This is a genomic window from Thalassobellus sediminis (assembly GCF_044386045.1).
Taxonomy (GTDB): Bacteria; Bacteroidota; Bacteroidia; order Flavobacteriales; family Flavobacteriaceae; genus Thalassobellus; species Thalassobellus sediminis.
Genome location: NZ_JBISCD010000040.1, coordinates 1,741,247 through 1,767,457 on the forward strand (window position 1 = coordinate 1,741,247; position 26,211 = coordinate 1,767,457).

Here is a 26,211-nt window from a genome sequence, read left to right on the forward strand (position 1 = left end):
AAACATTCTTGATTAAATTGAAAATGAATAAAGGAATTATTATTTGGATGTTACATCTGATCATTAAAAAATAATAGATATAAGTAGATGAAACAAACCAACCATCAATTTTTTGACTTTCTAGATTTTAATACCGATTTATCTTTAGAAGAAGGTGTTTCTAGACTTTGGAAAGCCTGTAAACCAATTGATATTCAAAATATAGGATTAGGTGTGATGCTTACCGTTCCTTTCCAGTGTCAATTATTATCTAATGAAATTGCACCAGATACATCTATTCCCAAAAAGAACTATCAAGTTTTTTTAAGAGCTTTTGGAGAAAAAATATTAAGAGTTAGTGTTGGTTTTGAAAAGGAGGTTGCTCAAACATCTCCTATGTTAGAAATGACTGATGATATTCAAGAAGTGAAATTGAATATTGAAAAATCTAATGAAACATGGAGTGTTAAAGATGCTAAGGGCGTATTAAGAGCGGTTTTTGATTTATCTAATCCAGAGATTGATTATTGGAGTGATTTATTACCAGAACCAGAAGAATCTATGCAAGCTGTTTTTTATCCAGACGGAAAAAAAGCAATAACGGTGAGTGCTTACGATCAGTTTTTTCCAAATAGAATGGACGCGATGTGTCTATCTTTTATAGAAAAATATGGAGAGCCAAGTAAAGCTTCTATTTCTTTTCATGCAAAACCAGACGAAAAGTTTGTTGGTACAGGCGAGCGTTTTAGTAAAATGGATTTGTCTGGAAACACGTTTCAACTAAAAAATCAAGACGGACAAGGCGTAAATAATAAAAGAACATATAAAAATATTCCTTTTTATTTATCTAGTGAAATGTATGGGATGTTTCTACATACATCTACGTATTGTAAATTTTCAATAGCAGATTTTTCTACAAGATCTGTTCAGTTATTAGTAGAAGAACCCGTTTTAGATATCTTTTTAATAGGAGCGGATACTCCTGATAAAATTATTTATCAATATAAAAAAATTACAGGCTTTCCAACAGTACCACCGTTATGGAGTTATGGTATTTGGATGAGTAAAATGACATACTTCTCAGAAGAAGAAGTCACTACAATATGCGATAGACTAAGAGATGAAGATTTTCCGTGTGATGTAATTCATTTAGATACTGGTTGGTTTAAAACCGATTGGTTATGTGAGTGGAAATTTAATGCAGAACGATTTCCAAATCCGAAACAATTTGTTTCAAATTTAAAGAGTAAAGGATACCGATTAAGTCTTTGGCAAATGCCATATATATCTGAAGATGCAGAACAGTATGAAGAGGCGAAAGCTAATAATTACATGGGGCAATTAGATGCTGGAGTAATGAGAGGTGGATCTAATTTTAGTAATCTAGATTATGCAGGTACCATAGATTTTACATATCCAAAAGCTGTAGAGTGGTATAAAGATTTATTACGAGAGCTTTTAAATATGGGAGTAACTTGTATAAAAACTGATTTTGGAGAAGAGATTCATTTAGATGCCAATTATCATAATATGGCACCTGAAAAATTAAATAATTTATATGCCTTATTATATCAAAAAGCAGCATTTGAGGTAACAAAAGAAGTTGCAGGTGACGGTGTAGTTTGGGCAAGAGCCGGTTGGAGTGGTTGCCAGCGTTATCCTATCCATTGGGGAGGAGATGCCGCAGCTTCTTGGGATGGTATGGCTGGATCCTTAAAAGGTGGTCTTCATTTAGGGTTATCTGGTTTCGGCTTTTGGAGTCACGATATTCCAGGCTTTCATGGTGTGCCTAATTTTATGAATTCGGTAATTCCAGACGATTTGTATGTGCGTTGGACACAGTTTGGTGTCTTTACTTCACATATGCGTTATCATGGTACCTCAAAACGAGAGCCTTATTATTATCCAAACATAGCTTCAATAGTAAAAAAATGGTGGAAATTACGTTATGCATTACTGCCTTATATTTTACAAGAAAGTGAAAAAACAACGTCTTCAGGATTTCCTGTTATTAGAGCTTTGTTAATGCATCATCAAGAAGATAAAATGTGTTGGCATATAGACGATCAATATTATTTTGGAGACGATTTTTTAGTAGCTCCTATGATGAATTCAGAAAACAAAAGAGATGTGTATTTGCCAGAAGGTAATTGGATCAATTTCTTTACAGGAGAAAAGTTTGAAGCGAATGGTTGGTTAAAAGATTTTGAAGTTTCAATGGATGACATGCCAGTTTGGGTTAAAGAAGGTGCTATAATTCCAATATATCCAGAAGCTGTAAGCTGTACAGACGATATGGATATGAATAAGATAGAAAATATTAAGATAGATGCCAATTTTAAAGGTATTTGGAAGTCTTTAAATTTTATATAAAACCAATTAAACCAAATAATAATTTAAAAATTAGAATTAATGAGTGCGATTTTATCAGATGACCAATTAAGTCAGTTTAAAGAAGATGGTTTTTGTATTGTGAAAAATGTAATTCCACAAGAACTTATAGCACGTTTACAAAGTGAATGCCAAAGATTTATAAAAGAGAAGGATGATGAGATGGATGCTAAAGGCGTTGAGGTCGATGAGATTAATCATAAAGGAAAGCGCTATTTTATTGCTTTAAGGTATAAAGACAGTGAAACGATGCAAGACCTAATTTTTGGTAAAGAAATGGAAGAAATTACCAGAAAAGTATTGGGTGAAGATGTCTTTTTGTTTTTAGAACAATACGTAGTAAAGGCAGCCGATAAAGGAATGACCTTTTCATGGCATCAAGATTCTGGTTATTTAGATTTTGAGCATAAACCATATTTGTCTATCTGGTGTCCTTTAGATGATGTAACCGAAGAAAACGGAACCGTTTACCTATTACCTTATAAAGATGCTGGTGTAAAAGATAGAATAGATCATGTATTGCAAGAAGGAACAAATGATAAAATTGGGTATTTTGGTAATAATCCAGGTGTTCCTGCTGTTTTAAATGCAGGAGATGTGGCTTTGTTTTCTAGTACATGTTTTCATAGAAGTGGGTCTAATAAAACTGATAAATCAAGACGTGTATTGTTAATTCAGTATTCTGCAGAACCTATTATGAAGAATGAAAAAGAGCCTCTGTATTGGGCAGAACCATTTGTTAAAGCAGGTGAAAACGTTAGTGAATACTAGCTGTAATTATATTAAACCTAAAACCAATTACCAACTAAACTAATTTATTGATTAACTTTAATCGATAAAATAATAAGAGACATAGTACATGAACATATATGATCAATTAGCAACGCTAGATTTTGCTGTTGTAGGCATTTATCTTTTAGCATTAATAGGTATTGGCGCTTGGATTAGCTTTAGACAAAAACGTCCTGCAGATGAAAATTATTTTTTAGCAGGTAATTCGCTTAATTGGACAAGTATTGGATTTAATATGTGGGGAACCAATGTTGGGCCTTCTATGTTAATTGCTTCTGCGAGTATCGGTTATTCAACAGGTATTGTAGCAGGAAATTTTTCTTGGTATGCATTCATTTTTATTTTTCTATTAGCAGTTGTTTTTGCACCTAGGTACTTAGGAGCTAGAGTACAAACTTTACCTGAATTTATGGGTAAACGTTTTGGTAATTCTACTCAAAACATTTTGGCGTGGTATACTATTGTAACTGTTTTATTGAGCTGGTTGTCATTAACCTTGTTTGCTGGAGGTGTTTTAATTCAGCAAATTCTTAATTTACCTATGTGGTTATCGGTTGTTTTATTACTCCTTATTGCTGGGTTTTTTACCATGGCAGGCGGACTTAAAACCATAGCATACACAAACGTTATTCAAATGGTATTGCTTATTGTGGTGTCTTTTGCTTTAATGTGGGTAGGATTAGAAAAAGTAGGAGGTATTAGTGCTTTAGTTGAAAAAACACCGTCCAATTATTGGAATCTGTTTTTACCTGCCAATGATGCTAGTTACCCATGGGTAGCTATATTGTTAGGATATCCTATTATGGGGGTTTGGTTTTGGTGTACCGATCAATCTATGGTACAGTCAGTCTTAGGAGCTAAAAGTGTTAAGCATGGTCAGTTAGGAGCTAATTTTACAGGTTGGTTAAAAATTATTGATGTACCGCTTTTTATATTGCCAGGTATCATGTGTTTTATTTTGTTTCCTGATTTAAGTAATCCAGATGAAGCGTACATGACTATGGTAACCGAGTTGTTTCCAACAGGCATGAAAGGCTTAGTTATGGCGGTTCTTATAGCAGCTTTGGTAAGTACAATCGATTCGGCTTTAAATGCTTTGAGTACGGTTTTTACTATGGATATCTATGTTAAAAAAATTCAGCCAGATGCAAGTCAGAAAAAAATAGTTAAAGTAGGCCATTTAGTTACCATTTCTGGAGCTGTCATTTCCATCTTTGTTACGATGGCAATAGATAGTATTAAAGGTCTTAATTTATTCGATGTTTTTCAATCGGTTTTAGGCTTTATTGCACCTCCTATGTCAGTTGTGTTTTTGTTTGGTGTTTTATGGAAAAAAACAACTACAAAAGCAGCGAATAGTATTTTAATTTTCGGAACACTTCTTAGTTTAACAGTAGGCGTATTATACCTTTGGGTAATTCCAAACGACCCAGCTTCAGGTGTTAAAATATGGCCTCATTTCTTATTACTATCATTTTATATTTTTGTGTTCTTATCGGTTATGATTGTCATTATTTCTTATTTAGATAAAGAAAAGAACCCATACATAAGTACTTTAGATTATAGTAAACTAGGAAAAGTAACTCCGAAAGTAAAAATACTTTGGGCAGCTCTTATTATTACAATGATAGGCTTATATATCTATTTTAACGGACATTAATAATTAGTTTAAGATGATAAAAAACACGAACGATGGGAGTAATAATAAACCATCATTACGTATTGATATAAATTATGGTACCTGCGAAGATTTACCTGCTTTTTCTATAGGGCCAAAAGGAAATGATAGAGAAAAACACGAAGTCATTGCAAATGCAGGTTTTGGAGGTGTTCAAGATGGAAACCCTGAGTTGTGTAACGAATTAGGCTTGCAATTAACAGCGCATGCAAGAGTTAATGAAGTAGGAGATTTAAAAGATTTATTGCCTGTTTGGAAAACCTTAAATTATAACTGTGCTACGGTACATTTAGGGTGGGGAATGGAGTCAGATGATGAGATGGATGCTTTAGTAAGCTACATTAATGAGAGTTCTATTGCTTACGATATTCCTATTTATATTGAAACACATCGGGCAACTATAACACAAGATTTATTCAGAACTGTAGAATTAACAAAGCGTTTTCCTGAAGTTCGTTTTAATGGTGATTTTTCACATTGGTACACAGGACAAGAAATGGTTTATGGAGGTATTGAAAATAAATGGGATTTTATTCAACCCGTTTTCGATCGTGTTCGCTTTATGCATGGTCGTATAGGGAATCCTGGATGTATTCAAGTTGATGTTAAAGACGATAAAAATTTAGAGTATGTGAATCATTTTAAAGAGATGTGGAAGCGTTCTTTTCTTGGGTTTTTAAATTCAGCTAAACCTGGAGATTATATTTGTTTTACAGTAGAATTGTTAAAAGCTGATATTTTTTATGCAAGAACAATTCTTACAGGCGAAGGTGAGCAAGAAGAAGGAGATCGTTGGCAACAAGCATTATTGTACAAAGAAATCGTTCAGGAATGTTGGGATAATGCCAATAAAGAATTTTATACCAAGTAGAATATTTAAAACAAAACTTTCTTTTATTTTCTTTTATTTTCTTTTGTTTATTTTTAACATGAAAGAACAGGATGGAAATAGCAAAAAGTATTCACATATTTACTAAAATTATAAATAGAAAAGTTTAAATAAGGTCATTATTAGCACCTACAACTAAATTTTAAAAACATAAAACATGGAACATAAAAAAGGAAGCTTAAAAAGCACGATAGCTGTATCGCTTACTAATTATCTTGATGCAGGTGCAATTGTAGCTGGAGCAAGTGGATTAACGCTTTGGCAAAATTATCTCGGACTAGCAGAAGGGGACCTAGGTTGGCTTAATGCGCTTAGTGCAAATGCTTTTGGAGCTGCTATTGGAGCCATTATAGGTGGTTTTCTTGCCGACAAATACGGAAGAAAAACAATTTACACCTACAATATGCTTGTGTATATGTTAGGGGTTGCAATTATTATGTTTACGGTAAATTTCCCAATGTTATTAACAGGTTTTATGGTTACAGGTATATCTGTAGGCGTTGGTGTTCCTGCTTCTTGGACTTATATTTCTGAAAATTCTGAAGTTAATAATCGAGGACGTAATATGGGTATTTCTCAGGTTGCTTGGGGAGTAGGTCCAATGATTATTTTAATTTTAGGAATGTTGCTTGCTCCAGGTAATGATAATGCTTCAGATGGTGTTTTGTTTGGTTATGTACAAAAAGTAGCAGAACTATTTATTGGTAGTGATGCGAGCGTTGAAGCCGTTAATGTATTCAGTAGTCGTATTATTTTTGGTTCGTTGTTTATTGTAGCATTTTTTGCATGGAATCTGCAACGAAAACTTAATGAGTCAAAAGACTGGGAAGAAGCTAAACAAAAGCAAATGGAAAGTAAGGAGAAGCAACCAAGTGTTTTTGCTTCATTTGGATCCCTTTTTACTAAAAAAGTAAATATTCGTACCATGCTTTTCCTTGCAGGAATTTATGTAACATGGAATATGGTGGCTTCTGTAATGGGCTTTTTTCAACAACATATTTATGAAACGGCAGGTGGTCTTTCAAACGAACATGCTAATATGATTTCAGCTGTACAATGGATCGTAATTATTGCTGTTACTTATTTTGGGTTCTCTATGTTTGTCGATAAAGTAAATCAACGTTGGCTGTATTTTATAGGAACGGGTATAGGTATTGTTGCTTGGGGTATCCTTATTTTTATTGGAATTAAAAACTATGTTGCATTATGGACGTTTACTATTCTTTGGGGAGTTCACGCAGGAATTAGTGTGCAAGCATTTTATGCGCTTTGGGCTTCAGAGCTCTTTCCAGCTCAATACCGTGCAGCAGCTCAGGGTATTATGTTTTTTGTTGTAAGAGGTATAGCGGCATTATGGGGCTTTGGATTTGTTTACATATATGGCGAAAACGGCGAAGGCTTTTACATGGCGGCTAAAATTATGATGGGATTACTTGTTGTCGCATTAATAATAGGAACTATTTGGACGCCAAAAACGCGTGGTAAAACATTACAAGAAATAACAAAAGAAAGATACGGAGACAATATCTAACACAGAATTTATAGGATTATAAAAAATAAAATAGATGGGTGAAAATTTTTTGCCAAATAGTGATTCTAATGCAACTTGGATATGGTATCCAGGTGATTTTGAAGTTTGGTTGAGCAATAAAATGCAAGTAAGACGTACCGAACGCGAAGCTGTATTTCCTCCACTTTGGAAATATTATAGCCCAGACCCTTTGGTTACTTTTCAAGCAGAAGTTGATATTCCGGAACAAGATGAAGTAAAAATATTTTCAGAGGGTTCTTTTCAATTACTGGTAGACGATGTTCAAATTTATGGTGTACCCAAATCAATTATAATTCCGGCAGGAAAACATAAAATTTCCTTTAAAGTATATAATCAAGAAGTATTGCCAGCTATTTATATTGAAGGCAAGTACGTTAAATCCAATGCCAGTTGGAAAGTAACCAACGAAGATAAACTATGGATTGATGAGACAGGAAAAGCACAACAATCTGGAACACCTTGGGTGCCTGTTGGTTCTTGGAATTTTAATTCACCTAAAAATAAGCCTTCCAAATTTAGCTTAACAACAGAACCTTGGAATGCAAAAAAAACAGAGAAAGTAGGAACTGGTGAGTTGATTGATTTTGGAAAAGAAACTTTTGGTTATATCCGCATTCATGGTTTAAAAGGAGAAGGTAAATTAGCCTTGTATTATGGAGAATCTCGTGAGGAAGCGCTAGATTCTGAAAAATGTGAAACATTAGATTATATCCATTTTGATGGTAATCAGCCTGAAATATATACACATGATAAATCTAAAGCATTCAGGTATGTTCAAGTACAAGCAGACGCTACAGTAGAATATGATTCTATTTCGATGCTTTATGAATATTTGCCATTAGAATATCGTGGCGAATTTAAATCATCTGATAACTTATTGAATGATATTTGGGATGTATCAGCATACACGATGCATTTAACATCTCGCGAATTTTTTATAGATGGTATTAAGCGAGATCGTTGGGTTTGGTCTGGTGACGCTTATCAAAGTTATTTAATGAATTATTATTTGTTCTTTGATTCGCCGTCTGTAGAACGTACATTCTTAGCGCTTCGCGGAAAAGAGCCTGTAACTGCTCATGTAAATACCATTATGGATTATTCGCTCTATTGGTTTATGGGCTTATATGATTATTACTTATATACGGGCGATACCAGTTTTATAAAGACATTTTATCCGCGCATAAAAACACTTATGGAATTTTGCTTAGGCAGAAGAAATAAAAACGGTTTCTTAGAGCCTTTAGAAGGTGATTGGGTGTTTATTGATTGGGCTGATGGATTAGCAAAAACAGGCGAAGTTAGTTTTGAGCAAATGCTATTGGTAAGAAGTTTAGAAGCTATAGCAGTTAGTGCAGACATAGCAGGAGAATATGAAGACCAAAAAGAATATCAAAAATTAGCAGATGATTTAAACGAGAAATTGTTTGATGTCTTCTGGGATAAAGAAGCGCAAGTCATGAAACATCAGTATATAGATGGTGAGGTGCAAGACACAGTTACTAAATATGCTAATATGTTCGGCATCTTTTTTGATTATTTTGATGAAGCACAAAAGCAAAGTGTAAAAAACAAGGTGTTATTAAATGACGATATTCAGAAAATCACGACACCTTATATGCGTTTTTACGAGTTGGAAGCGCTTTGTGCCATGGGTGAACAAGAATTTGTTTTAAATGAAATTCGTGATTACTGGGGCGGCATGTTAAAACTTGGCGCTACCTCTTTTTGGGAATTATATAACCCTAATGATAAAGGAGAAGAGCATTTAGCAATGTATGGCAGGCCTTATGGAAAAAGCCTTTGTCATGCTTGGGGAGCAAGCCCTATTTATCTTTTTGGAAAATACTATTTTGGTGTAAAACCAACTTCACCTGGATATAAAACATACGAAGTGCAACCTAATTTAGGTGGTTTAAAATGGATAGAAGGCAAAGTACCAACACCTAATGGTTCTGTAGATTTATATTGTAGTACAAACGAAATTAAAGTAAAAGCTTCAGAAGGTACAGGTACATTAATCATTAATAGTACAAGTAAGCCAGAAACCAATTCGGGAGAAATAACAGTATTAGGCGAAAATAAATATCAATTAATAATAGCGCCTAATGTATCATATCAAATAGCATACAACGCATTATAATTTAGATGATGAATAAATTCAAATATATAGTAGTTTTCTTTTTAATTTTTGGGAGTTTAGTTTCTGTTGCTCAAAATCAAGAGGATTTAAAACAAGTTGCTTGGGAAGCAGCATCTTTTAAATTGGTAGGTTGTACTTATGAAACCTTTGAAACAACGGAATACGGACATGTGTTTTCTGAAAGTAAGCATAATATAGTACGAATAGCTCCAGAATTAGAAGGTTTAACAGGGATTAAATTACCACTTCAGAACGCGAAGCCATTAAGATTAAAATTTAGAGAATCTGTAAAAGTACTTGTAGGTGTATTTCAAGGAAATACCCCAATAGAAAATGCAAATCTTGTTTTAAAAAACGCACTGACTATAACAGGTTTACCACCAGTTGATGTATATGCAATTCCGTATAGTAAAGGCACTCATAACATTAATTCTAATTACACCGATTTGTATACTGTTTTAGGTGTGGTAAAAAGCAATCAAGAATTCGTATTTCGTGATGCAGAATTTCCTGATGGAAATTTATGGAATCCAACCTATATCGTTGAAGGTTTTTCAGATGAAGCGCCTATTTTTGAAATACTAGGTGGTGAAAATGCACCAACTATAGATGAAGGCATGTCTGGAACCGAAGGCATACAAGGTGGTTTTGAAGGTGGTAGGTGTGTGAAAATAGGCGATACCTATCATATGTTTCCAACAGAACGAGCTGGCGAAATAGGTGTAGAAGCTTATTTTGATCGTGTTAAAACTAAAATTGGACATTGGACCAGTAAAGATGCTATCCATTGGACGCGTCAATCTACTATTTATCAAGCGAGTGGCAATTATGCAGTAACCGAAGATGATAACCCTTTAAACGACAGGCGTGGCGCTATTTGGTCTTATATGCCTGTATTTAATAAAGAAGCAAATAAATGGTATGGTTATTATTTAGCTTATACCGTTCATAAAGAAATTGAACCTAATCATTCATTTGGTAGAATTTGGCGTTGCGAATCGGTTGTTGATGGTATTGAAGGCATTGGAGGTCCATACAAAGATATAGGCGTTATTATTGAACCAGGTTTAAATTCTCAACCTTGGGAAGGACGTCAAGGTGTGGCTTCTTTTTTTCCATATAAGGTTGGCGACGATAAATGGTTAGGATTTTATAGTGGTGCTTATCCGTTTAAATCATGGGACGATTATCCAAAGAAAACAGGAAAAGGTTGGTTTGTAGCTTTAGTAGAATCGAATAGTTTAGAAGGGCCTTGGAAACGTATGGATAAAAGCGTAAATCCTATAACATCTATGCATCCTTTTTTTGTTGAAAACCCTATTGTTAGTCAGTTACCAGATGGAACTTATATCGCTGTTTTTGATGGCGGACCAGATGGTTGGGGGCATCATTTACCAAATATGATGGCGTATTCATTGTCCAAAGATGGGTATAATTGGGAAGAAGCAAGGTATTTACCAATTGAAACAAAAGTTGACAAATGGTGGGATATTATGCGCACGCCATTATGCTTAATTCCAGAAGGAAATGATGTGTATACTATTGTGTACGCTGCTATCGATTTAAAGAAAAGATTCCACCCAATGGGCATGGTTAAAGTGAAGCTAAACAGAGAGGCTTTAAAAGAAAGAATGAAGTAGCTTAATGCATTAAATTGTAATACTTGAAGATGAAAAAAAGTAATATTTTATTATTTGTTTTAGCAATAAGTAGCTTTTGGAGCGGTCAAGCACAAACAGTTTCTGGTGACCCTGCAGGTATTCCAGAACAACCTCAAAAATATAGTTATGCACCTTGGGAAGACCCAACGGTTACAAGTATTAATAGGCAACCTGCGCGAGTTACAGCATATTCGTATGCAACTATTGAAGATGCATTAGAAGGCAATAGAGCGAAGAGTCGTCTTAAAATGTTAAATGGCGAATGGGATTTTAAATACAGTGTAAATTTAAAAGAAGCCCCTACAGATTTTTATAAAAAAGACGTTCAAGGTTGGGATAAAATAGAAGTGCCTTCTAATATAGAATTAAAAGGTTATGGTATTCCTATTTATATGAGTTCCATGTATCCATTCCGCCCTATAAATCCTCCATATGTTCCTAAAGATACTAATGGCATCGCGTCTTATCAACGAAAATTTAAAGTACCTAAAGAGTGGCAAAAGGATATGACAGTTACGCTTCATTTTGGAGCAGTAAGTTCTGCGTTTCAAGTGTGGCTTAACGGCGATTTTTTAGGGTATGGAGAAGATAGTTTTTTGCCTTCAGAATTTAATATTACGCCTTATTTAAAATCAGGAGAAAATACTATTTCGGTTCAAGTAATACGTCATAGTGATGCTTCATATTTAGAAGATCAAGACCATTGGCGAATGAGTGGAATTCAGCGCGAAGTCTTTATCATGGCAGAACCTAAGTTGCGTATTCAAGATTTCTTTTATCAAACAAAACTAGATAAATCTTATGAAGATGCCGTTTTTCAATTAAGACCCAAATTAGAGAATCTTACAGGCGATACCATTCGAAAACAAACCTTCGAGTTTCAACTATATAACAATAAGAAAGAACCTTTGTTCGAAAAACCAATATCTACATCAGCTGCCGATATTATAAATGAAAGCTATCCAAGATTGGATAATGTGCGTTTTGGCTTTTTTGAAGAAACTATAAAGAATCCTTTAAAATGGAGTTCTGAAGTTCCGAATTTATACACATTACTATTAACTTTAAAAGATGAAGACGGCAACATTTCAGAAGTTAAATCGTGTAAAGTTGGTTTTCGGTCTATTGAATTTTCTAAAGATAATGGGAAGCTTTTAATTAACGGAAAAGAAACCTATGTGTACGGTGTAAATCGTCATGATCACCATCATATTCGCGGAAAAGCATTAACACGCAAAGACCTTGAAGACGATGTAAAAACCATAAAACAATTCAATTTTAATACTATAAGAACGAGTCATTACCCTAACGATCCTTATTTCTACGATTTATGTGATGAATATGGTATTATGGTTATGGATGAAGCTAATTTAGAAACCCATGGTTTAGGTGGATTGTTAAGTAATAATCCGCAATGGACTAATGCCTATGTAGAACGTATGAGTCGTATGGTAGAGCGTGATAAAAACCATCCAAGTGTTGTGTTTTGGAGTTTAGGAAACGAATCTGGTAAAGGACCAAACCATGCAGCTATGGCAGGTTGGGTTCATGATTTTGATATTACCAGACCGCTACATTATGAGCCAGCACAAGGCAACCCGCGTTTAGATGGTTATATCGATCCGCGAGATCCTAAATACCCAAAAACGGTAGATCATGCACATCGCTTTGAAAATCCGCAAGACGAACCTTATGTGGACATGGTGAGTCGTTTTTATCCAGGGCTTTTTACACCTAAATTTTTAGTCGATTTAAAAGCAGATATTCGTCCTATTATATTTGTGGAGTATTCGCATTCTATGGGAAATTCAACAGGGAATTTAAAAGAATTATGGGATGAGTTTCGAACATTACCAAGAATGATAGGTGGTTGTATTTGGGATTTTAAAGACCAAGGTTTATTAAAAGTAGACGAAAAAACAGGACAAGAATTTTATGCTTATGGTGGCGATTTTGGAGAAGAAAGACATCATGGTAATTTTAATATAAACGGCATTGTAGCTTCCAATGGGCGACCAAAAGCCGCCATGTTTGAAAATAAATGGATTTATCAGCCAGCGACTTGTAGTTTAGAAAATAATCAGCTAACTATTAAAAATAGACAAGCAACACAATCTTTAGCGGCGTATAGTCCTGTTTTACAATTTTTTGAAAATGGTAAGCTTATAAAGGAAGAAACTTTAAAGGTTTTTGATATAGAAGCAGGAGATAAAATGGTTTTCAATATAGAAAAGTATTTACCTAAATTGAAAACAGAGCGTGAATATTTTGTGAAGTTGCAGTTTCAATTAACTCAAGATGAAGTTTGGGCTAAAAAAGGATTTGTAGTTGCAGAAGATCAATTCCTTTTAAAAGCAAAAGATGCAGTTGATTATAAGGTTTTAAAAAATGCAAATGATATTTCATTATCTGAAACAGAACAAGATTTCAATATAAAAGGCTTCAATTTCGATATTAAATTTAGTAAAGAAAAAGGCGCTTTAAGTTCGTATGTTTTTAAAGGAAAAGAACAAGTATTCGCACCCTTATTACCAAATTTCAAACGGCCTTTAACTGATAACGATCAAAAAGGTTGGAAACCACATAAGCTTTTAAAGCAGTGGTATGAAGCGATACCAAAATTAACTTCAGTAAAAACTGAAAAGTCTGGAAATGATGTTTTGGTGATTTCTAATTATGAAGTGATTAAAGATAGTGCTCAAGTATCTGTTTCGTATCATATTAAATCTGATGGCACTATTAAAGTAGATTACAAATTAAAGGCTACCAACGATTTGCCAAACATACCGAAAATTGGTATGCAAATGGGGGTTAAAAAGGAGTTTAAACAAGTATCTTGGTACGGAAAAGGCGAGTTGGAAAACTATATCGATCGTAATTTCGGATTCCCAATTGAACGCTACTCATTGCCATTAGATAAATTCACAGAACCTTACGTAATGCCTCAAGAAAATGGTAATCGTACGGATGTAAGATGGATGGCGTTTACAGAACAAAACAGGAACGAAGGTCTTTTGGTGGTTAAAGAAAAACAACCATTAAGTATGAGCGTTTGGCCATATACCCAAGAAAATTTAAATGAAGCGAAGCATACATTCGATTTAATTGACGCAGAGTATTTAACTGTAAATATCGATTTAATTCAAATGGGTATTGGCGGGAATGATAGTTGGTCGCCAGTTTCAGCACCTATAGATAACTATCAAATTCCTGCAAAGGATTATGAATACAGTTTTTATTTAGTGCCATTTAATTTATCTCATGAAGGATTAAATAAAAGTCTTGAAAAATTTCAGTATTAAAAACAAATTTTAGAAAATGATAAAATATAAGCCGTTACTGTTTCTATTGTTAGGTGTATTAAGCGTTTTAAATGTGAATGCACAGATAAAATTACCTGCTTTGTTTTCAGATAATATGATGCTTCAACAGAAAATGGAAGCGCCAATTTGGGGATGGGCAACTAAAGGCGAAACGCTTTTTATAACAACATCTTGGGATTCTAAAACCTATGAGGTTAAAGTTGATAAACATGGTGCGTGGAAAACAAAAATAAAAACACCTGCTTTTGGAGGGCCTTATACCATTAAAATCCAACAAGCTTCAGAAGCTATTACGATTAAAAATGTATTAATTGGCGAAGTTTGGTTGTGTTCAGGGCAATCAAACATGGAAATGCCTTTAAAAGGATTTACAGGGCAATCTGTAAGAGGCGGCAATGAAGCTATTGTGCATTCTAGAAATAATCAAATTCGTTTTATTACTGTTCCTAGAGCAACAGTTTTAGAGCCTAAAAATGATTTTGAAGGGCATTGGCAAGAAGCATCACCACTAACTACTGGTAATTTTAGTGCTACGGCATGGTATTTTGGATCTTTACTTCAAGAGGTGTTAAATATCCCTGTTGGCATGGTTGAAGTGTCTTACGGAGGCTCTAATGTAGAAGCTTGGATGAACGAAGAAATGCTAAAAGATTTTGAAAACACACTGCCCATTCCTAGAAATGAAACTGAGTTAAAAGGGGCGCCAAACAGAAAGCCAACAACTTTATTTAATGGGATGCTATCACCAGTAATTGGTTACGGTATTAAAGGCGCTATCTGGTATCAAGGCGAGTCGAATCGCGATAGACCCTTTGAATATAAAGACTTATTTAAAAAAATGGTTAGCAGTTGGAGAGACTTATGGAATCAAGGGGAGTTTCCGTTTTATTTTGCACAAATTGCACCGTTTGATTATAGTGTTTACCACCCAAATGATAATAAAGAAAAATACAATTCAGCTTATTTAAGAGAGGCGCAATTACAAGCTTCAAAAGAAATTCCAAATTCAGCTATGGCTGTTTTAATGGATGTAGGCGAAAAACAAAATATTCACCCCGTAAATAAAGAAAAGGGCGGACAACGATTGGCCTATTTAGCATTGGCTAAAACCTACGGAATGGAAGGTTTTGAATATGAAAGCCCAGAGTTTAATGCCATGGAAATTAAAGGAAGTACGGTAACAGTATCATTTAAAAATATACCTAATGGTATTACAACGTTTGGTGAAGAATCTATAGGTTTTGAGATAGCAGGCGAAAATAAAGTCTTTTATCCAGCACAAGCTGTGGTTAGAAGAAAATCGGTTTTATTATCTTCTCCTAGAGTAGAAAAACCAGTAGCCATTCGCTATTTGTTTAAAGATTTTACTAAAGCTGAAATTTTTAGCGCAGGTGGATTACCAATGTCTTCTTTTAGAACCGATAATTGGTATGAAGAATAAAATTTAAAGACATGAAATATCAGGTATTAGGTTTGTTTTTACTTTTTACGCTTTATGTTGAAGCGCAAATTCCTGTACTTGAAAATTACAACCAAATTTGGACTACCCAAAGTGAGAACTCCTCAGAATCCATGCCTTTAGGAGGTGGCGATATAGGCTTAAATGTGTGGGTTGAAAAAGGCGATGTATACTTTTATGTGTCAAGAAGTGGCACATTCGATGAGCATAATACCTTGTTGAAGTTAGGGCGTGTTAAAGTTCAGTTAGAACCCAATCCGTTTAAAGATAACGATGGTTTCAAGCAAGAATTAAATTTAAAAGAAGGTTGTATTTCAATTAGTAAAAAGAATACTAAAATAAAACTTTGGGTCGATGTTTTTAATCCTGTTATTCATTTCGATTTAGAGAGTAAAACACCTCTGAAAATGGTAGCGTCTTATGAAACATGGCGTTATAAAAACCGACAAGTAAAAGGGAAGGCAAATAATGCGAATTCTTATAAATGGGCACCGCAAGGCGAGATTATAACGTATAAAGATTCTATTAATTTTGAAAAAAATGGGGTTAAGTTTTATCACCAAAACCGTGACCAGACTGTTTTTGATGTAGCTGTTAAGCAGCAAAAAATGGAATCAGTTAAGGATCAAATGATGAATCCTTTAAAAAATAGAACATTTGGTGGTGTTATGATTGGTAAAAACATGAAACCAGTTGGAACGTATACAGATGTTTATCAAGATACCGATTTTAAAGGTTTTAGTTTAGAAAGTGTAAAACCATCAAAAAAGCATCAGTTAAAACTGTATTTACATACCAATCAAGATAAAAACATTGCTATTTGGAATGATGGATTGTATGATTTAATAGCATCATACAAATTAAAAGAAAAGCGAGCAGAAAAAAAGACAATAGCATGGTGGAATCAATTTTGGAATAGAAGTTTTATTTACACACAAAAAAGTAATGCTACAGAAAAAGATTCAGTCTATCAAATAGGTCAAAATTATCAGTTATTCCGATACATGTTAGGTTGTAATGCCTACGGAAAATATCCAACAAAGTTTAACGGCGGATTATTTACTTATGATCCTGTTTATGTAAAATCTGATTTAAACTTTACACCAGATTTCAGAAACTGGGGAGGCGGTACGATGACACAACAAAATCAGCGTTTAGTATATTTTCCGATGTTGAAAAGCGGCGATTTTGATATGATGACATCACAATTAGATTATTATTTAACCTTGCAGAAGAATGCTGAGTTGCGAACGCAAGTGTATTGGAATCATGATGGTGCTTCATTTACCGAACAATTAGAGAATTTTGGATTGCCAAACCCTGCTGAATACAGCTGGAAGCGACCAGCAGATTACGATCCAGGAATGCAATACAATGCGTGGTTAGAATATCAATGGGATACGGTTTTCGAGTTTTGTAAAATGATGTTAGAGCAAAACGAATATGCTAACCTTGATGTTGAAAAATACAATGATTTCATTTTAAGTTGCCTGCGGTTTTTTGATGAACACTATCAGTATTTAGCTAAAAAAAGAGGGCGAAAAGCGTTGGATGCCGATGGGCATTTAATTTTATATCCAGGTTCTGCAGTCGAGACTTATAAAATGGCATACAATGCAAATAGTACTATTTCAGCTTTAAAAGTTATTTCAGAAAAATTATTAAACGTTTCAGCTAAAGATTTAAGTAAAGAAAACATTGATTATATAAAAGCCTTTCAAACCAGAATTCCGCCTTTAAATTTTCGAGAAATAAATCATCATAAAGTATTAGCGCCAGCAATAGCTTGGGAACGTATAAATAACACCGAACCTGCAGCATTATATCCTGTGTTCCCTTGGGGTGTTTATGGCATTGGGTTACCCGATTTAGAAGTAGCGCAAAACACATGGAAGTACGATAAAGATGCCATAAAATTTAGAAGTCATGTAGGTTGGAAACAGGATAATATTTTTGCAGCACATTTAGGGTTAACTGATGAAGCAGCAAAATATAGTCTTTTAAAAATGGCCGATTCAGGAAGAAGGTTTCCTGCATTTTGGGGACCAGGATTCGATTGGGTTCCAGATCATAACTGGGGAGGTTCAGGAATGATTGGTATGCAAGACATGCTTTTGCAAGAAGCAAGTGGTAAAATCTATTTGTTTCCTGCATGGCCAAAAAAATGGAATGTACATTTTAAGTTGCATGCTACCAACAATACAACAGTAGAAGTAGCGCTTAAAAATGGCGAGGTAAATATTATAGAAGTTTTACCAGCATCAAGAGAAAAAGATATAATAAATCTGATAGAATTAAATTTAAACGAAAAAAAGAATCTGAATTAAATGAAAACACTTAAAAGCCTGTTAGGTTATTTTGTATTAGTTATTGTGCTAATTTTAAATGTACAATGCCAAGAAAAAACAGAAAAACAAATTGTAAAAGTAGATTTTGATTTTTCAGGTAGAAAATTAAAAGAAGTGTCCGATCCTAATTATGAGTCATGGGTTATTGAAGAACAAAAAGAAGCTGAAAAAACCTTTGGAGACGTTTCGGTAAAACTAAAAGGGGATTTTAGCTCTAAGTGGTTTAAGGTTGGTATTCAAGCGCCTCATTATAATAGACTAGGAAGTGATGGGTTAGCAACTGGTGATACTTTAGAAATGTCGATTAGTGGATTAAAAACAGGTAAACACTCACTGCTTACTTTTCATAATACATTCGATAAAATTGAAGCTAAAATTTTTCCTGATATTAAAATTTATGTAAACGATAAGCTTTCTGAAACAGTACAACCATCAAATAGAGCTTTTTCGAAAATAGGATGCGGAACAGGTTATGTTACTTTTAATGCTAAAACAAATGAAGACGTTTTAATCAAATTTGTAATGGATTTAGGTGGTGAAGTGGTGCGTCCTAGATTTTATATATGGCAAATGATAATGAATGGCTTTGAAATTGATACACCAGATTTAAAAAAACAAGCGCATACGCCATTGCCAGAATCAAAAGATGAACATGTTGTTTTTGAAGATGATTTACAGTTACAATGGCAATCGCCAAAAGGCACAGTGTCTCATAAATTATATTTTGGTGAAGATGAAAAAGCAATATTAGAAGCTAATGAAAACACTTCAGAATTTAAAGGTGTATTAACCGAAAATAAATTTAATGTCAATAATTTATATAGCATGGACACCTATTATTGGCGTGTTGATGAGGTAGATGCAGAAGGTAATGAAACTCAAGGAAACGTTTGGTCGTTTAAACCCGCACAATTAGCATTTCCAGAAGCTGAAGGGTATGGACGTTTTGCTATTGGTGGACGAGGTGGAAAAGTTGTTGAAGTCACTAATTTAAATGATGACGGTCCAGGAAGTTTACGTGATGCTGTAAATCAAGATATTGGTCCAAGAACTATTGTCTTTAATGTATCTGGTAATATAGAATTAAAATCAAGACTAGTTGTCAATCAGCCTTATACAACTATTGCAGGTCAAACTGCACCAGGAGAAGGTATTACTATAACTAGAGCTCCCATTGGTCTTACAGGAAATGATGGTATTGTTCGATTTTTAAAAGTGAGAATAGGAGCAGGAAAAACCTTTGATGGCATGGGGCTTACAGGTGCTAATAACAGTATTATCGACCATTGTTCTATAAGTTGGACAATTGATGAATCGTTTAGTTCAAGAAGTGCACATAATATTACATTACAGCGCACCCTAATTTCTGAAGCTTTAAATTTAGCCGATCATCATAAGTATGGTAATGGAGCCATGCACGGTTATGCAGCAACTATTGGTGGTGATATTGGAAGTTTTCATCATAATTTATTAGCGCATAATTATGGAAGAAATTGGAGCTTAGGTGGAGGCTTAAATGGAGATGGCTACTATGCAGGTAAATTAGATATAAGAAATAATGTAGTTTATAATTGGGGGAAAAGAGCGACTGATGGAGGTGCTAGTGAGGTGAATTTTGTAAATAATTATTACAAACCAGGTGCTAGTACTAAATTCTTTTATGCTTTAAAAGTACAGCATGAAGGACTTGGTAAAGGCATGCAGCAGTATTTTTTTAGAGGAAATGTTATGCCTGGGCATTTTGATGAAAACTCACAAGAAAATGGTGCAACTATACGCTTAAGTAAAGGGGCTATTGTAGATTTTGAAACTTTTGTAGAAAAGCCATTTTTCGAATCTTTTGTAAAAACACAATCAGCCAGTGCAGCGTATAAAAATGTGTTGTCTGATGTTGGGGCAAATCAACCATTTTTTGATAATCATGATACACGTATTGTAGATGAAACCCTTAAAGGAAGTTATACTTTTAAAGGAAGTAAAAGTGGATTTCCTGGTATGATTGATACCCAAGAAGATACTGGCGGATGGCCAGAATTTGTTAGTAAAATACGATCTGATGATTGGGATACAGATCATGATGGATTACCAAATTGGTGGGAAGAAATTCATGGTTTAAATACGCAGTCGCCATCAAATGACTTTTCTGATTCAAATGCAGATGACGATAAAAATGGGTATACTGAATTGGAAGAATATTTACATTGGATGGCTCAACCACATTATTTTATCACTTTAGATGAAGCTAAGGACGTTTCTTTAAACAATTATTTTAAAGGCTATGAAAAAAATCCTGTTTATAGTTTTTTAGATGAGAAGAATTGTAATGTTTCTATAGAAGACAGAACAATTCAATTTAAAGCAATTGAAAAAGGGTTGGCTTCTTTTAAAATAACAGTTAAGGATGCCGATGGGGATTCTATGAGTCGAATTATTAATTTATTTGTTAAATAAAATCATGATGAAAAGTAAATTTATATTAATCTGTCTACTTAGTTTAAGTACACTTGTGTTTTCGCAAGGAAAAGGTTTAGTAGCAAATGAAAATAGTCCGCATACAAAATTACAAAGTATTGCATTGCAAGATGTGAAATGGACAGATGGTTTTTGGAAAGAACAATTTGATGTAGAAACTAAAAATACAATTCCTTTTATGTGGGACTTGTATCATAATGATTCCGTTAGTCATGCTTATGCTAATTTTAAAATAGCTTCAGGATTAATAAAAGGAAAGCATGCAGGCCCTTCTTTTCATGATGGTGATTTTTATAAAATCATGGAAGGTATGGCATCGGCGTATGCTATTAATAAAAATCCTGAGTTAGATGCTCAAATGGATGAGGCTATTACCATGTTTGCTAAAGTTCAAAGAGCAGATGGTTATATAAACACACCTGTTTTAATTGAAGAACGTTGGGGGACTTTAGGACCAGAAGAATTAAAAAAACAATTAGGTTTCGAAAAATACAACATGGGGCATTTAATGACATCGGCATGTGTACATTACAGAGCAACAGGAAAAACTAACTTTTTAGAAGTAGCAAAAGGTGTTGCCGAATTTTTATATGATTTTTATAAAAAAGCGTCACCAGAACTAGCGAGAAATGCTATTTGCCCGTCGCATTATATGGGTATTATCGAAATGTATCGTACTGTAAAAGATCCTCGCTATTTAGAGTTAGCAAATAATTTAATAGATATTAGAGGAACCACGAATGATGGTACAGACGATAATCAAGATAGAATTCCGTTTAGAGAGCAAACAAATGCTATGGGGCATGCCGTAAGAGCAAATTATTTATATGCAGGTATTGCAGATTTATATGCCGAAACAGGCGAAGCTAAATTATTAGAAAACTTAGAATCTATTTGGGATGATGTGGTTTATAGAAAAATGTATATTACAGGAGGTTGTGGTTCTTTGTACGATGGTGTGTCACCAGATGGAACGTCTTATGATCCTACAGAGGTACAAAAAATACATCAAGCTTATGGTCGCCCATATCAATTACCAAATGCAACGGCGCATACAGAAACCTGCGCTAATATTGGTAATGTATTATGGAACTGGCGCATGTTACAATTAACAGGAGATGCAAAATATACAGATGTTATGGAGTTAGCACTTTATAATAGTGTGCTATCAGGTATAAGTCTTGAGGGTACTAAGTTTTGTTATAACAACCCTTTAAGTGTATCAAGTAATATGCCTTTCAAACAACGATGGGGAAGTGAGAGAGAAGGTTATATCGCATGGTCAAACTGTTGTGCGCCTAATGTAACACGTACGTTGGCACAGGTTAGTAATTATGCTTATAATGTTTCAAAAGAAGGGCTTTATGTTAATCTTTACGGAAGTAACCATTTAATTACTAAAAGTATAGAAGGTGATAAAATTGAATTAGAACAAATAACAAATTATCCTTGGGATGGAAACATACAATTAAAAGTAATAAAAGCACCTAAAAAAGATTTTACCTTGTTTTTAAGAATTCCAGGATGGAGTCAAAAATCTACAATTACTATTAATGGTAATATGGTTCATGAAGACGTTGTTTCTGGTAGTTATTCAAGAATTTCAAAGAAATGGAAAAAAGGAGATGTTATAGAACTTAATATCCCAATGCCAGTAGAGTTAATGCAAGGAAATCCGTTGGTTGAAGAAATAAAAAATCAAGTAGCAATAAAACGCGGTCCTATTGTGTATTGTTTAGAGTCTGAAGATATTTCAAAAACAACAGATATTAATAATATTGTATTAGATATTGATTCTCAGTTTACAACGAATAAAATTAAGATTGCTAACAGAGAAGTACATGCAATAAAAGGAAAAGCTTTTGTTGAAAAAGGTGATTGGAATAAAACATTATATAAGCCAATATCTAAAGAAAAAGAAACAGTTGAGATAAATTTAGTACCTTACTTTTCATGGGGCAACCGTTCCAAAAGAGAAATGACAGTTTGGATGCCGTATTAGTAAAAAAAATAATTATTAAATTGGGGATTTACAAAATTGGTCGCCGTTCGAAAATAACATAGAATTATTATTATATTAACAATATTGCAGTCTAATATACTTTATATAAAAATTAAACTAAACAATAAACTAAACAAATAAGTATGAAAAACGTAATTGCTAATGCGTGTATTTTGTTGCTTTTCAGTCTAGTAACTCTATCGAGTTTTGGACAAGATACAAGCAGTAGAATAAAGGTTTCAGGTGCGGTTGTAGATAATGCAGGAGTACCTTTACCTGGTGTTAATGTTATTGAAAAAGGCACTAATAATGGTGTTGTTACAGATTTTGATGGAAATTTCACTCTTGCTGTAAATTCAAAAGGGATAATAGTATTCTCTTTTATTGGTATGAAAACTAGAGAAATACCAGTTGAAGAAAAGACTTTAATTAATGTAACTTTACAAGAAGATACAGAATCATTAGATGAGGTCGTAGTTGTAGGGTATGGTTCTCAAAAACGTGAAGCTGTAACTGGATCTGTAGCAACAGTTAAGGTTGCTGAGATAGAAGATCTTCCAGTAGGGAATTTAGCTTCCGCACTAGTTGGACGTGTTTTAGGTGTTAGTGTCTCTGGTGGAGAGTCTAGACCAGGAGAGCCAGCTCAAATTACAATTCGTAATCCTTTAGCTGGTAACCAAATTAGAGCAAAGGATGCTTACGGTTTAGACCCTTTATATGTAATTGATGGTATTATTCAATTAGATCCTAATACAGGATTTAGCGATCCAACTTTATTTAATAACTTAGATGCATCAGAAGTTGAAAGTATCTCTTTCTTAAAAGATGCATCAGCTGCAATTTATGGGTCTAGAGCGGCTCAGGGTGTGGTTTTAGTAACTACAAAAAGAGGAAAAAAAGGGCCTGCTAAGTTTTCATATAGTGGAAATTTTTCAGTAGCAGACGAAACTTATAGAACAAAAATGCTGAATGCTTATGATTATGCTAAAGTATTTAACATAATGAATGGTCCTAATGGAGCGGATCTGGCTTACGATCCTGCGGACCCTGCTCCAAACAATTTATATTTCTTTTCGCCAGCAGAGTTAGAGCATTTTAAAACTATAGATTATGATGCTTTAGATGAGTATTGGACATCTTCAGGAACACAAAGGCATAATTTAAATTTAACTGGAGGAACTGATGATGCTACGTATTTTGGAGGAATATCATATTATACACAGGACGGTAATTTGGGAACACTTAATTATGATAGGTGGTCGTTTAGAGCTGGTTCAAATGTGAAATTAGCTAAAGGGTTTAAGGCCGATTTTCAAGTGTCTGGAAATTTTACAGATCAAAGTGAAACAGTAAGTAATATTGGAAGTCAAAATCCAGAAGATGATTTTAGGCAATTACAAAATAGAACACCTTTTGTTCCTATGTACGTTAATGGACTTCCTACTGTGCTTAATGGTGCGAGTGCAGCTGATCAGCGAATAGGATTTCACTATGGTGAGTTACAAAGACTAAATAATTTATCCAATAATGAATCTAACACTCTTTCAGTAAATATTAATGTTGAATATGAGGTACCATTTGTAAAAGGTTTAAAATTTAAAGCAAATTATGGACGTCAAGAATCTAATGGGAGAAGTAACCAAAAGGGTAGTGTATATAATCTTTATCAGTTTTTTGGAGCGGATCAACTTTCTACTTTAGGACAAACATATATTATGTACGAAAGTGGTTCAGGTCCTTTAGGTACAAATGATATTAAGCCTAATGCACAAGGTGATCCTCAATTTCTAGAAGTTGATAATGGAGATAGGCTTCTTATTGATAATACTAGAGGAGGTACAGAGCAAACACGTTTTCAAACAACTTACGAAAAAGCTTTTGGAAAGCATAAAATATCTGGATTATTTGCTATAGAAAAATCAGAAAGATATTCTGACAAAGATCGTATAATTAGAGGAGGTGTGCCAGATTGGTCTTTTGGTGATTTACTATGGCAGGCTACTGATGATTTTGATGCTAAACAAGCTGCTTATAATTGGAAAACTGAGGCAGGAGATTTAGGTTACATCGGTAGGATAAATTATGACTATGATGGTAAGTATTATGGGGAGTTTTTATATAGAGCAGATGCCTCAGCAAAATTTGCACCCGAAAACTATTGGGGTAATTTTTATTCCATTTCTGGAGGTTGGATTATTTCTAATGAAGATTTTTTCAAATCAAATGTTTTTGATTTTTTAAAGTTTAGAGGTTCTGTCGGTTTTTTGGGTAAAGATGATATTAAGCCTTGGCAATGGCTTCAGAATTTTAGTTTTAGAACAGGTGAAGGAGCAGTCTTTGGAGGAAATGGAACAATAACAGATGGTTTAAAAGATAGCGGGCAAGCTAATAGAGATGTTAGGTGGGGTGAAGAGTTAAAGACAAATTTTGGTATTGAAGCTAGGTTTTTGGATAATAGGTTATCTGTGTCTGCTGAAACTTTTTATAATATAGGGACGGAGTTGCTCATCAATTTAAATGAAGGCGTGCCTTTTACAGTAGGAGGTGCAACAGCAGCATCAAATTCTGGTTTAGCTGATACATGGGGAACAGAGATTTCCTTAGGTTGGAGTGATACCGTAGGTAAAGATTTTAGTTATGGTGTTAATGTTAACATAGGTTGGTATAATAATAATTTTATAGAGGGAAATTTTGATAAGCCACAGAATTGGTTACCATGGACAGAAAAACAACCAGGACCTTCTGATAGAGGTACATGGGGATATGATTATTTAGGTATGTTTAGAACGCAGGACGATATTGATAATTACCTTGCAGAAACTGGTGTCACTAAGATAATTGATATTGATGCAGCTGACCTTAGGCCAGGGATGCTATATTATAGAGATATTAGAGGAGCTTGGGATCCAGAAACTCGAACATTTGCAGAAAAAGATGGTGTTATAGATGAATTTGACAAAATTCAACTTAAAAAACGAGCAAAAGGCCCACAAGGCTTTGCCTCTACTTTTAGACTTGCTTATAAAGGTTTTAGTTTGAATACCGTTTTAAGTGTGAATTGGGGTGGTTACAGAGAAGTTGGTTCCGCTAAGTCTACTTTAGGAACAAATGGTATAGGTAATAATTATGAAAACAGACCTGCTTTTTGGGCTAATATGTATGACCCTGTTCTAAATCCAAATGGAACCATACCAAACCTTTCAAATAATATAAATAATAGTGTGCGAACATCAGGAGTTAGTGGTAGTGAAGGGGGAATAAATACGGTAAGTTCAAAATTTTGGCAAGTAAGTAGTTTTAGTATGGTTATGCGAAATATAAATTTGAGTTATAATTTGCCAAAAAACTTAGCAAATAAGTTAGGTTTAAGTCGTTTTAAACTTAATTTGGTAGGTATAAACCCATTTATTCTATTTAATCCATATAAAGATTACGGTTTAACACCTTATGGGTCATATAATAATTATCCAGTACTCCGTACTTATTCTTTAGGAGTTAATATTGGGTTTTAATTTATAATAT

13 protein-coding genes are annotated in these 26,211 nt (G+C 34.0%); all 13 read left to right on the top strand.

Going from position 1 to position 26,211, the window contains the following annotated elements; genetic code table 11:
* Positions 1 to 87: 87 nt before the first annotated feature.
* The 13 genes from ACH5TW_RS14265 to ACH5TW_RS14325 all read left to right on the top strand — a co-directional run bounded on the left by ACH5TW_RS14265 (position 88) and on the right by ACH5TW_RS14325 (position 26,201).
* The gene (locus ACH5TW_RS14265) at positions 88 to 2,352 is read left to right on the top strand and encodes a glycoside hydrolase family 31 protein (protein WP_439337177.1); all 2,265 of its coding nucleotides are present in this window, start codon (positions 88 to 90) and stop codon (positions 2,350 to 2,352) included.
* A gap of 39 nt (positions 2,353 to 2,391) precedes the next feature.
* Positions 2,392 to 3,141, top strand: a complete 750-nt coding sequence (locus ACH5TW_RS14270; RefSeq protein ID WP_439337178.1) for a phytanoyl-CoA dioxygenase family protein — start codon at positions 2,392 to 2,394, stop codon at positions 3,139 to 3,141.
* 88 nt (positions 3,142 to 3,229) lie between these two features.
* Entirely contained in the window at positions 3,230 to 4,822 is a 1,593-nt protein-coding gene (locus ACH5TW_RS14275) for a sodium:solute symporter (protein WP_439337179.1), read from the top strand.
* Positions 4,823 to 4,835: 13 nt separating this feature from the next.
* Positions 4,836 to 5,711, top strand: a complete 876-nt coding sequence (locus ACH5TW_RS14280) for a hypothetical protein (protein ID WP_439337180.1) — start codon at positions 4,836 to 4,838, stop codon at positions 5,709 to 5,711.
* Positions 5,712 to 5,886: 175 nt separating this feature from the next.
* The gene (locus ACH5TW_RS14285) at positions 5,887 to 7,260 is read left to right on the top strand and encodes an MFS transporter (protein WP_439337181.1); all 1,374 of its coding nucleotides are present in this window, start codon (positions 5,887 to 5,889) and stop codon (positions 7,258 to 7,260) included.
* A gap of 34 nt (positions 7,261 to 7,294) precedes the next feature.
* On the top strand, positions 7,295 to 9,424 hold the full coding sequence (locus ACH5TW_RS14290) for an alpha-L-rhamnosidase-related protein (protein WP_439337182.1): 2,130 nt from the start codon (positions 7,295 to 7,297) through the stop codon (positions 9,422 to 9,424).
* Positions 9,425 to 9,429: 5 nt separating this feature from the next.
* The gene (locus ACH5TW_RS14295; protein WP_439337183.1) at positions 9,430 to 11,064 is read left to right on the top strand and encodes a hypothetical protein; all 1,635 of its coding nucleotides are present in this window, start codon (positions 9,430 to 9,432) and stop codon (positions 11,062 to 11,064) included.
* Between the two features lie 29 nt (positions 11,065 to 11,093).
* Positions 11,094 to 14,387: a glycoside hydrolase family 2 TIM barrel-domain containing protein gene (locus ACH5TW_RS14300; protein ID WP_439337184.1), complete on the top strand. Its 3,294-nt coding sequence runs from the start codon at positions 11,094 to 11,096 to the stop codon at positions 14,385 to 14,387.
* A gap of 16 nt (positions 14,388 to 14,403) precedes the next feature.
* The gene (locus ACH5TW_RS14305) at positions 14,404 to 15,849 is read left to right on the top strand and encodes a sialate O-acetylesterase (RefSeq protein ID WP_439337185.1); all 1,446 of its coding nucleotides are present in this window, start codon (positions 14,404 to 14,406) and stop codon (positions 15,847 to 15,849) included.
* Between the two features lie 11 nt (positions 15,850 to 15,860).
* A complete protein-coding gene (locus ACH5TW_RS14310) occupies positions 15,861 to 18,194 on the top strand; it encodes a DUF5703 domain-containing protein (RefSeq protein WP_439337186.1) in 2,334 nt (777 codons plus the stop codon).
* Positions 18,195 to 20,666 (top strand): pectate lyase family protein, encoded by a 2,472-nt coding sequence (locus ACH5TW_RS14315; protein ID WP_439337187.1) that lies wholly within the window; start codon positions 18,195 to 18,197, stop codon positions 20,664 to 20,666.
* Between the two features lie 4 nt (positions 20,667 to 20,670).
* Entirely contained in the window at positions 20,671 to 22,689 is a 2,019-nt protein-coding gene (locus tag ACH5TW_RS14320) for an aceric acid hydrolase (RefSeq protein ID WP_439337188.1), read from the top strand.
* Positions 22,690 to 22,832: 143 nt separating this feature from the next.
* Positions 22,833 to 26,201 carry a SusC/RagA family TonB-linked outer membrane protein gene (locus tag ACH5TW_RS14325; RefSeq protein ID WP_439337189.1) on the top strand — a complete coding sequence of 1,123 codons (3,369 nt, stop codon included), beginning with the start codon at positions 22,833 to 22,835 and terminating at the stop codon, positions 26,199 to 26,201.
* The last annotated feature ends 10 nt before the right edge of the window (positions 26,202 to 26,211 follow it).

Coding starts and splice junctions, on each gene's coding strand:
- ACH5TW_RS14325 (WP_439337189.1), top strand. CDS start 22,833: ATGAAAAACGTAATTGCTAATGCGTGTATTTTGTTGCTTTTCAGTCTA.
- ACH5TW_RS14270 (WP_439337178.1), top strand. CDS start 2,392: ATGAGTGCGATTTTATCAGATGACCAATTAAGTCAGTTTAAAGAAGAT.
- ACH5TW_RS14310 (WP_439337186.1), top strand. CDS start 15,861: ATGAAATATCAGGTATTAGGTTTGTTTTTACTTTTTACGCTTTATGTT.
- ACH5TW_RS14305 (WP_439337185.1), top strand. CDS start 14,404: ATGATAAAATATAAGCCGTTACTGTTTCTATTGTTAGGTGTATTAAGC.
- ACH5TW_RS14295 (WP_439337183.1), top strand. CDS start 9,430: ATGATGAATAAATTCAAATATATAGTAGTTTTCTTTTTAATTTTTGGG.
- ACH5TW_RS14265 (WP_439337177.1), top strand. CDS start 88: ATGAAACAAACCAACCATCAATTTTTTGACTTTCTAGATTTTAATACC.
- ACH5TW_RS14320 (WP_439337188.1), top strand. CDS start 20,671: ATGATGAAAAGTAAATTTATATTAATCTGTCTACTTAGTTTAAGTACA.
- ACH5TW_RS14290 (WP_439337182.1), top strand. CDS start 7,295: ATGGGTGAAAATTTTTTGCCAAATAGTGATTCTAATGCAACTTGGATA.
- ACH5TW_RS14275 (WP_439337179.1), top strand. CDS start 3,230: ATGAACATATATGATCAATTAGCAACGCTAGATTTTGCTGTTGTAGGC.
- ACH5TW_RS14300 (WP_439337184.1), top strand. CDS start 11,094: ATGAAAAAAAGTAATATTTTATTATTTGTTTTAGCAATAAGTAGCTTT.
- ACH5TW_RS14280 (WP_439337180.1), top strand. CDS start 4,836: ATGATAAAAAACACGAACGATGGGAGTAATAATAAACCATCATTACGT.
- ACH5TW_RS14315 (WP_439337187.1), top strand. CDS start 18,195: ATGAAAACACTTAAAAGCCTGTTAGGTTATTTTGTATTAGTTATTGTG.
- ACH5TW_RS14285 (WP_439337181.1), top strand. CDS start 5,887: ATGGAACATAAAAAAGGAAGCTTAAAAAGCACGATAGCTGTATCGCTT.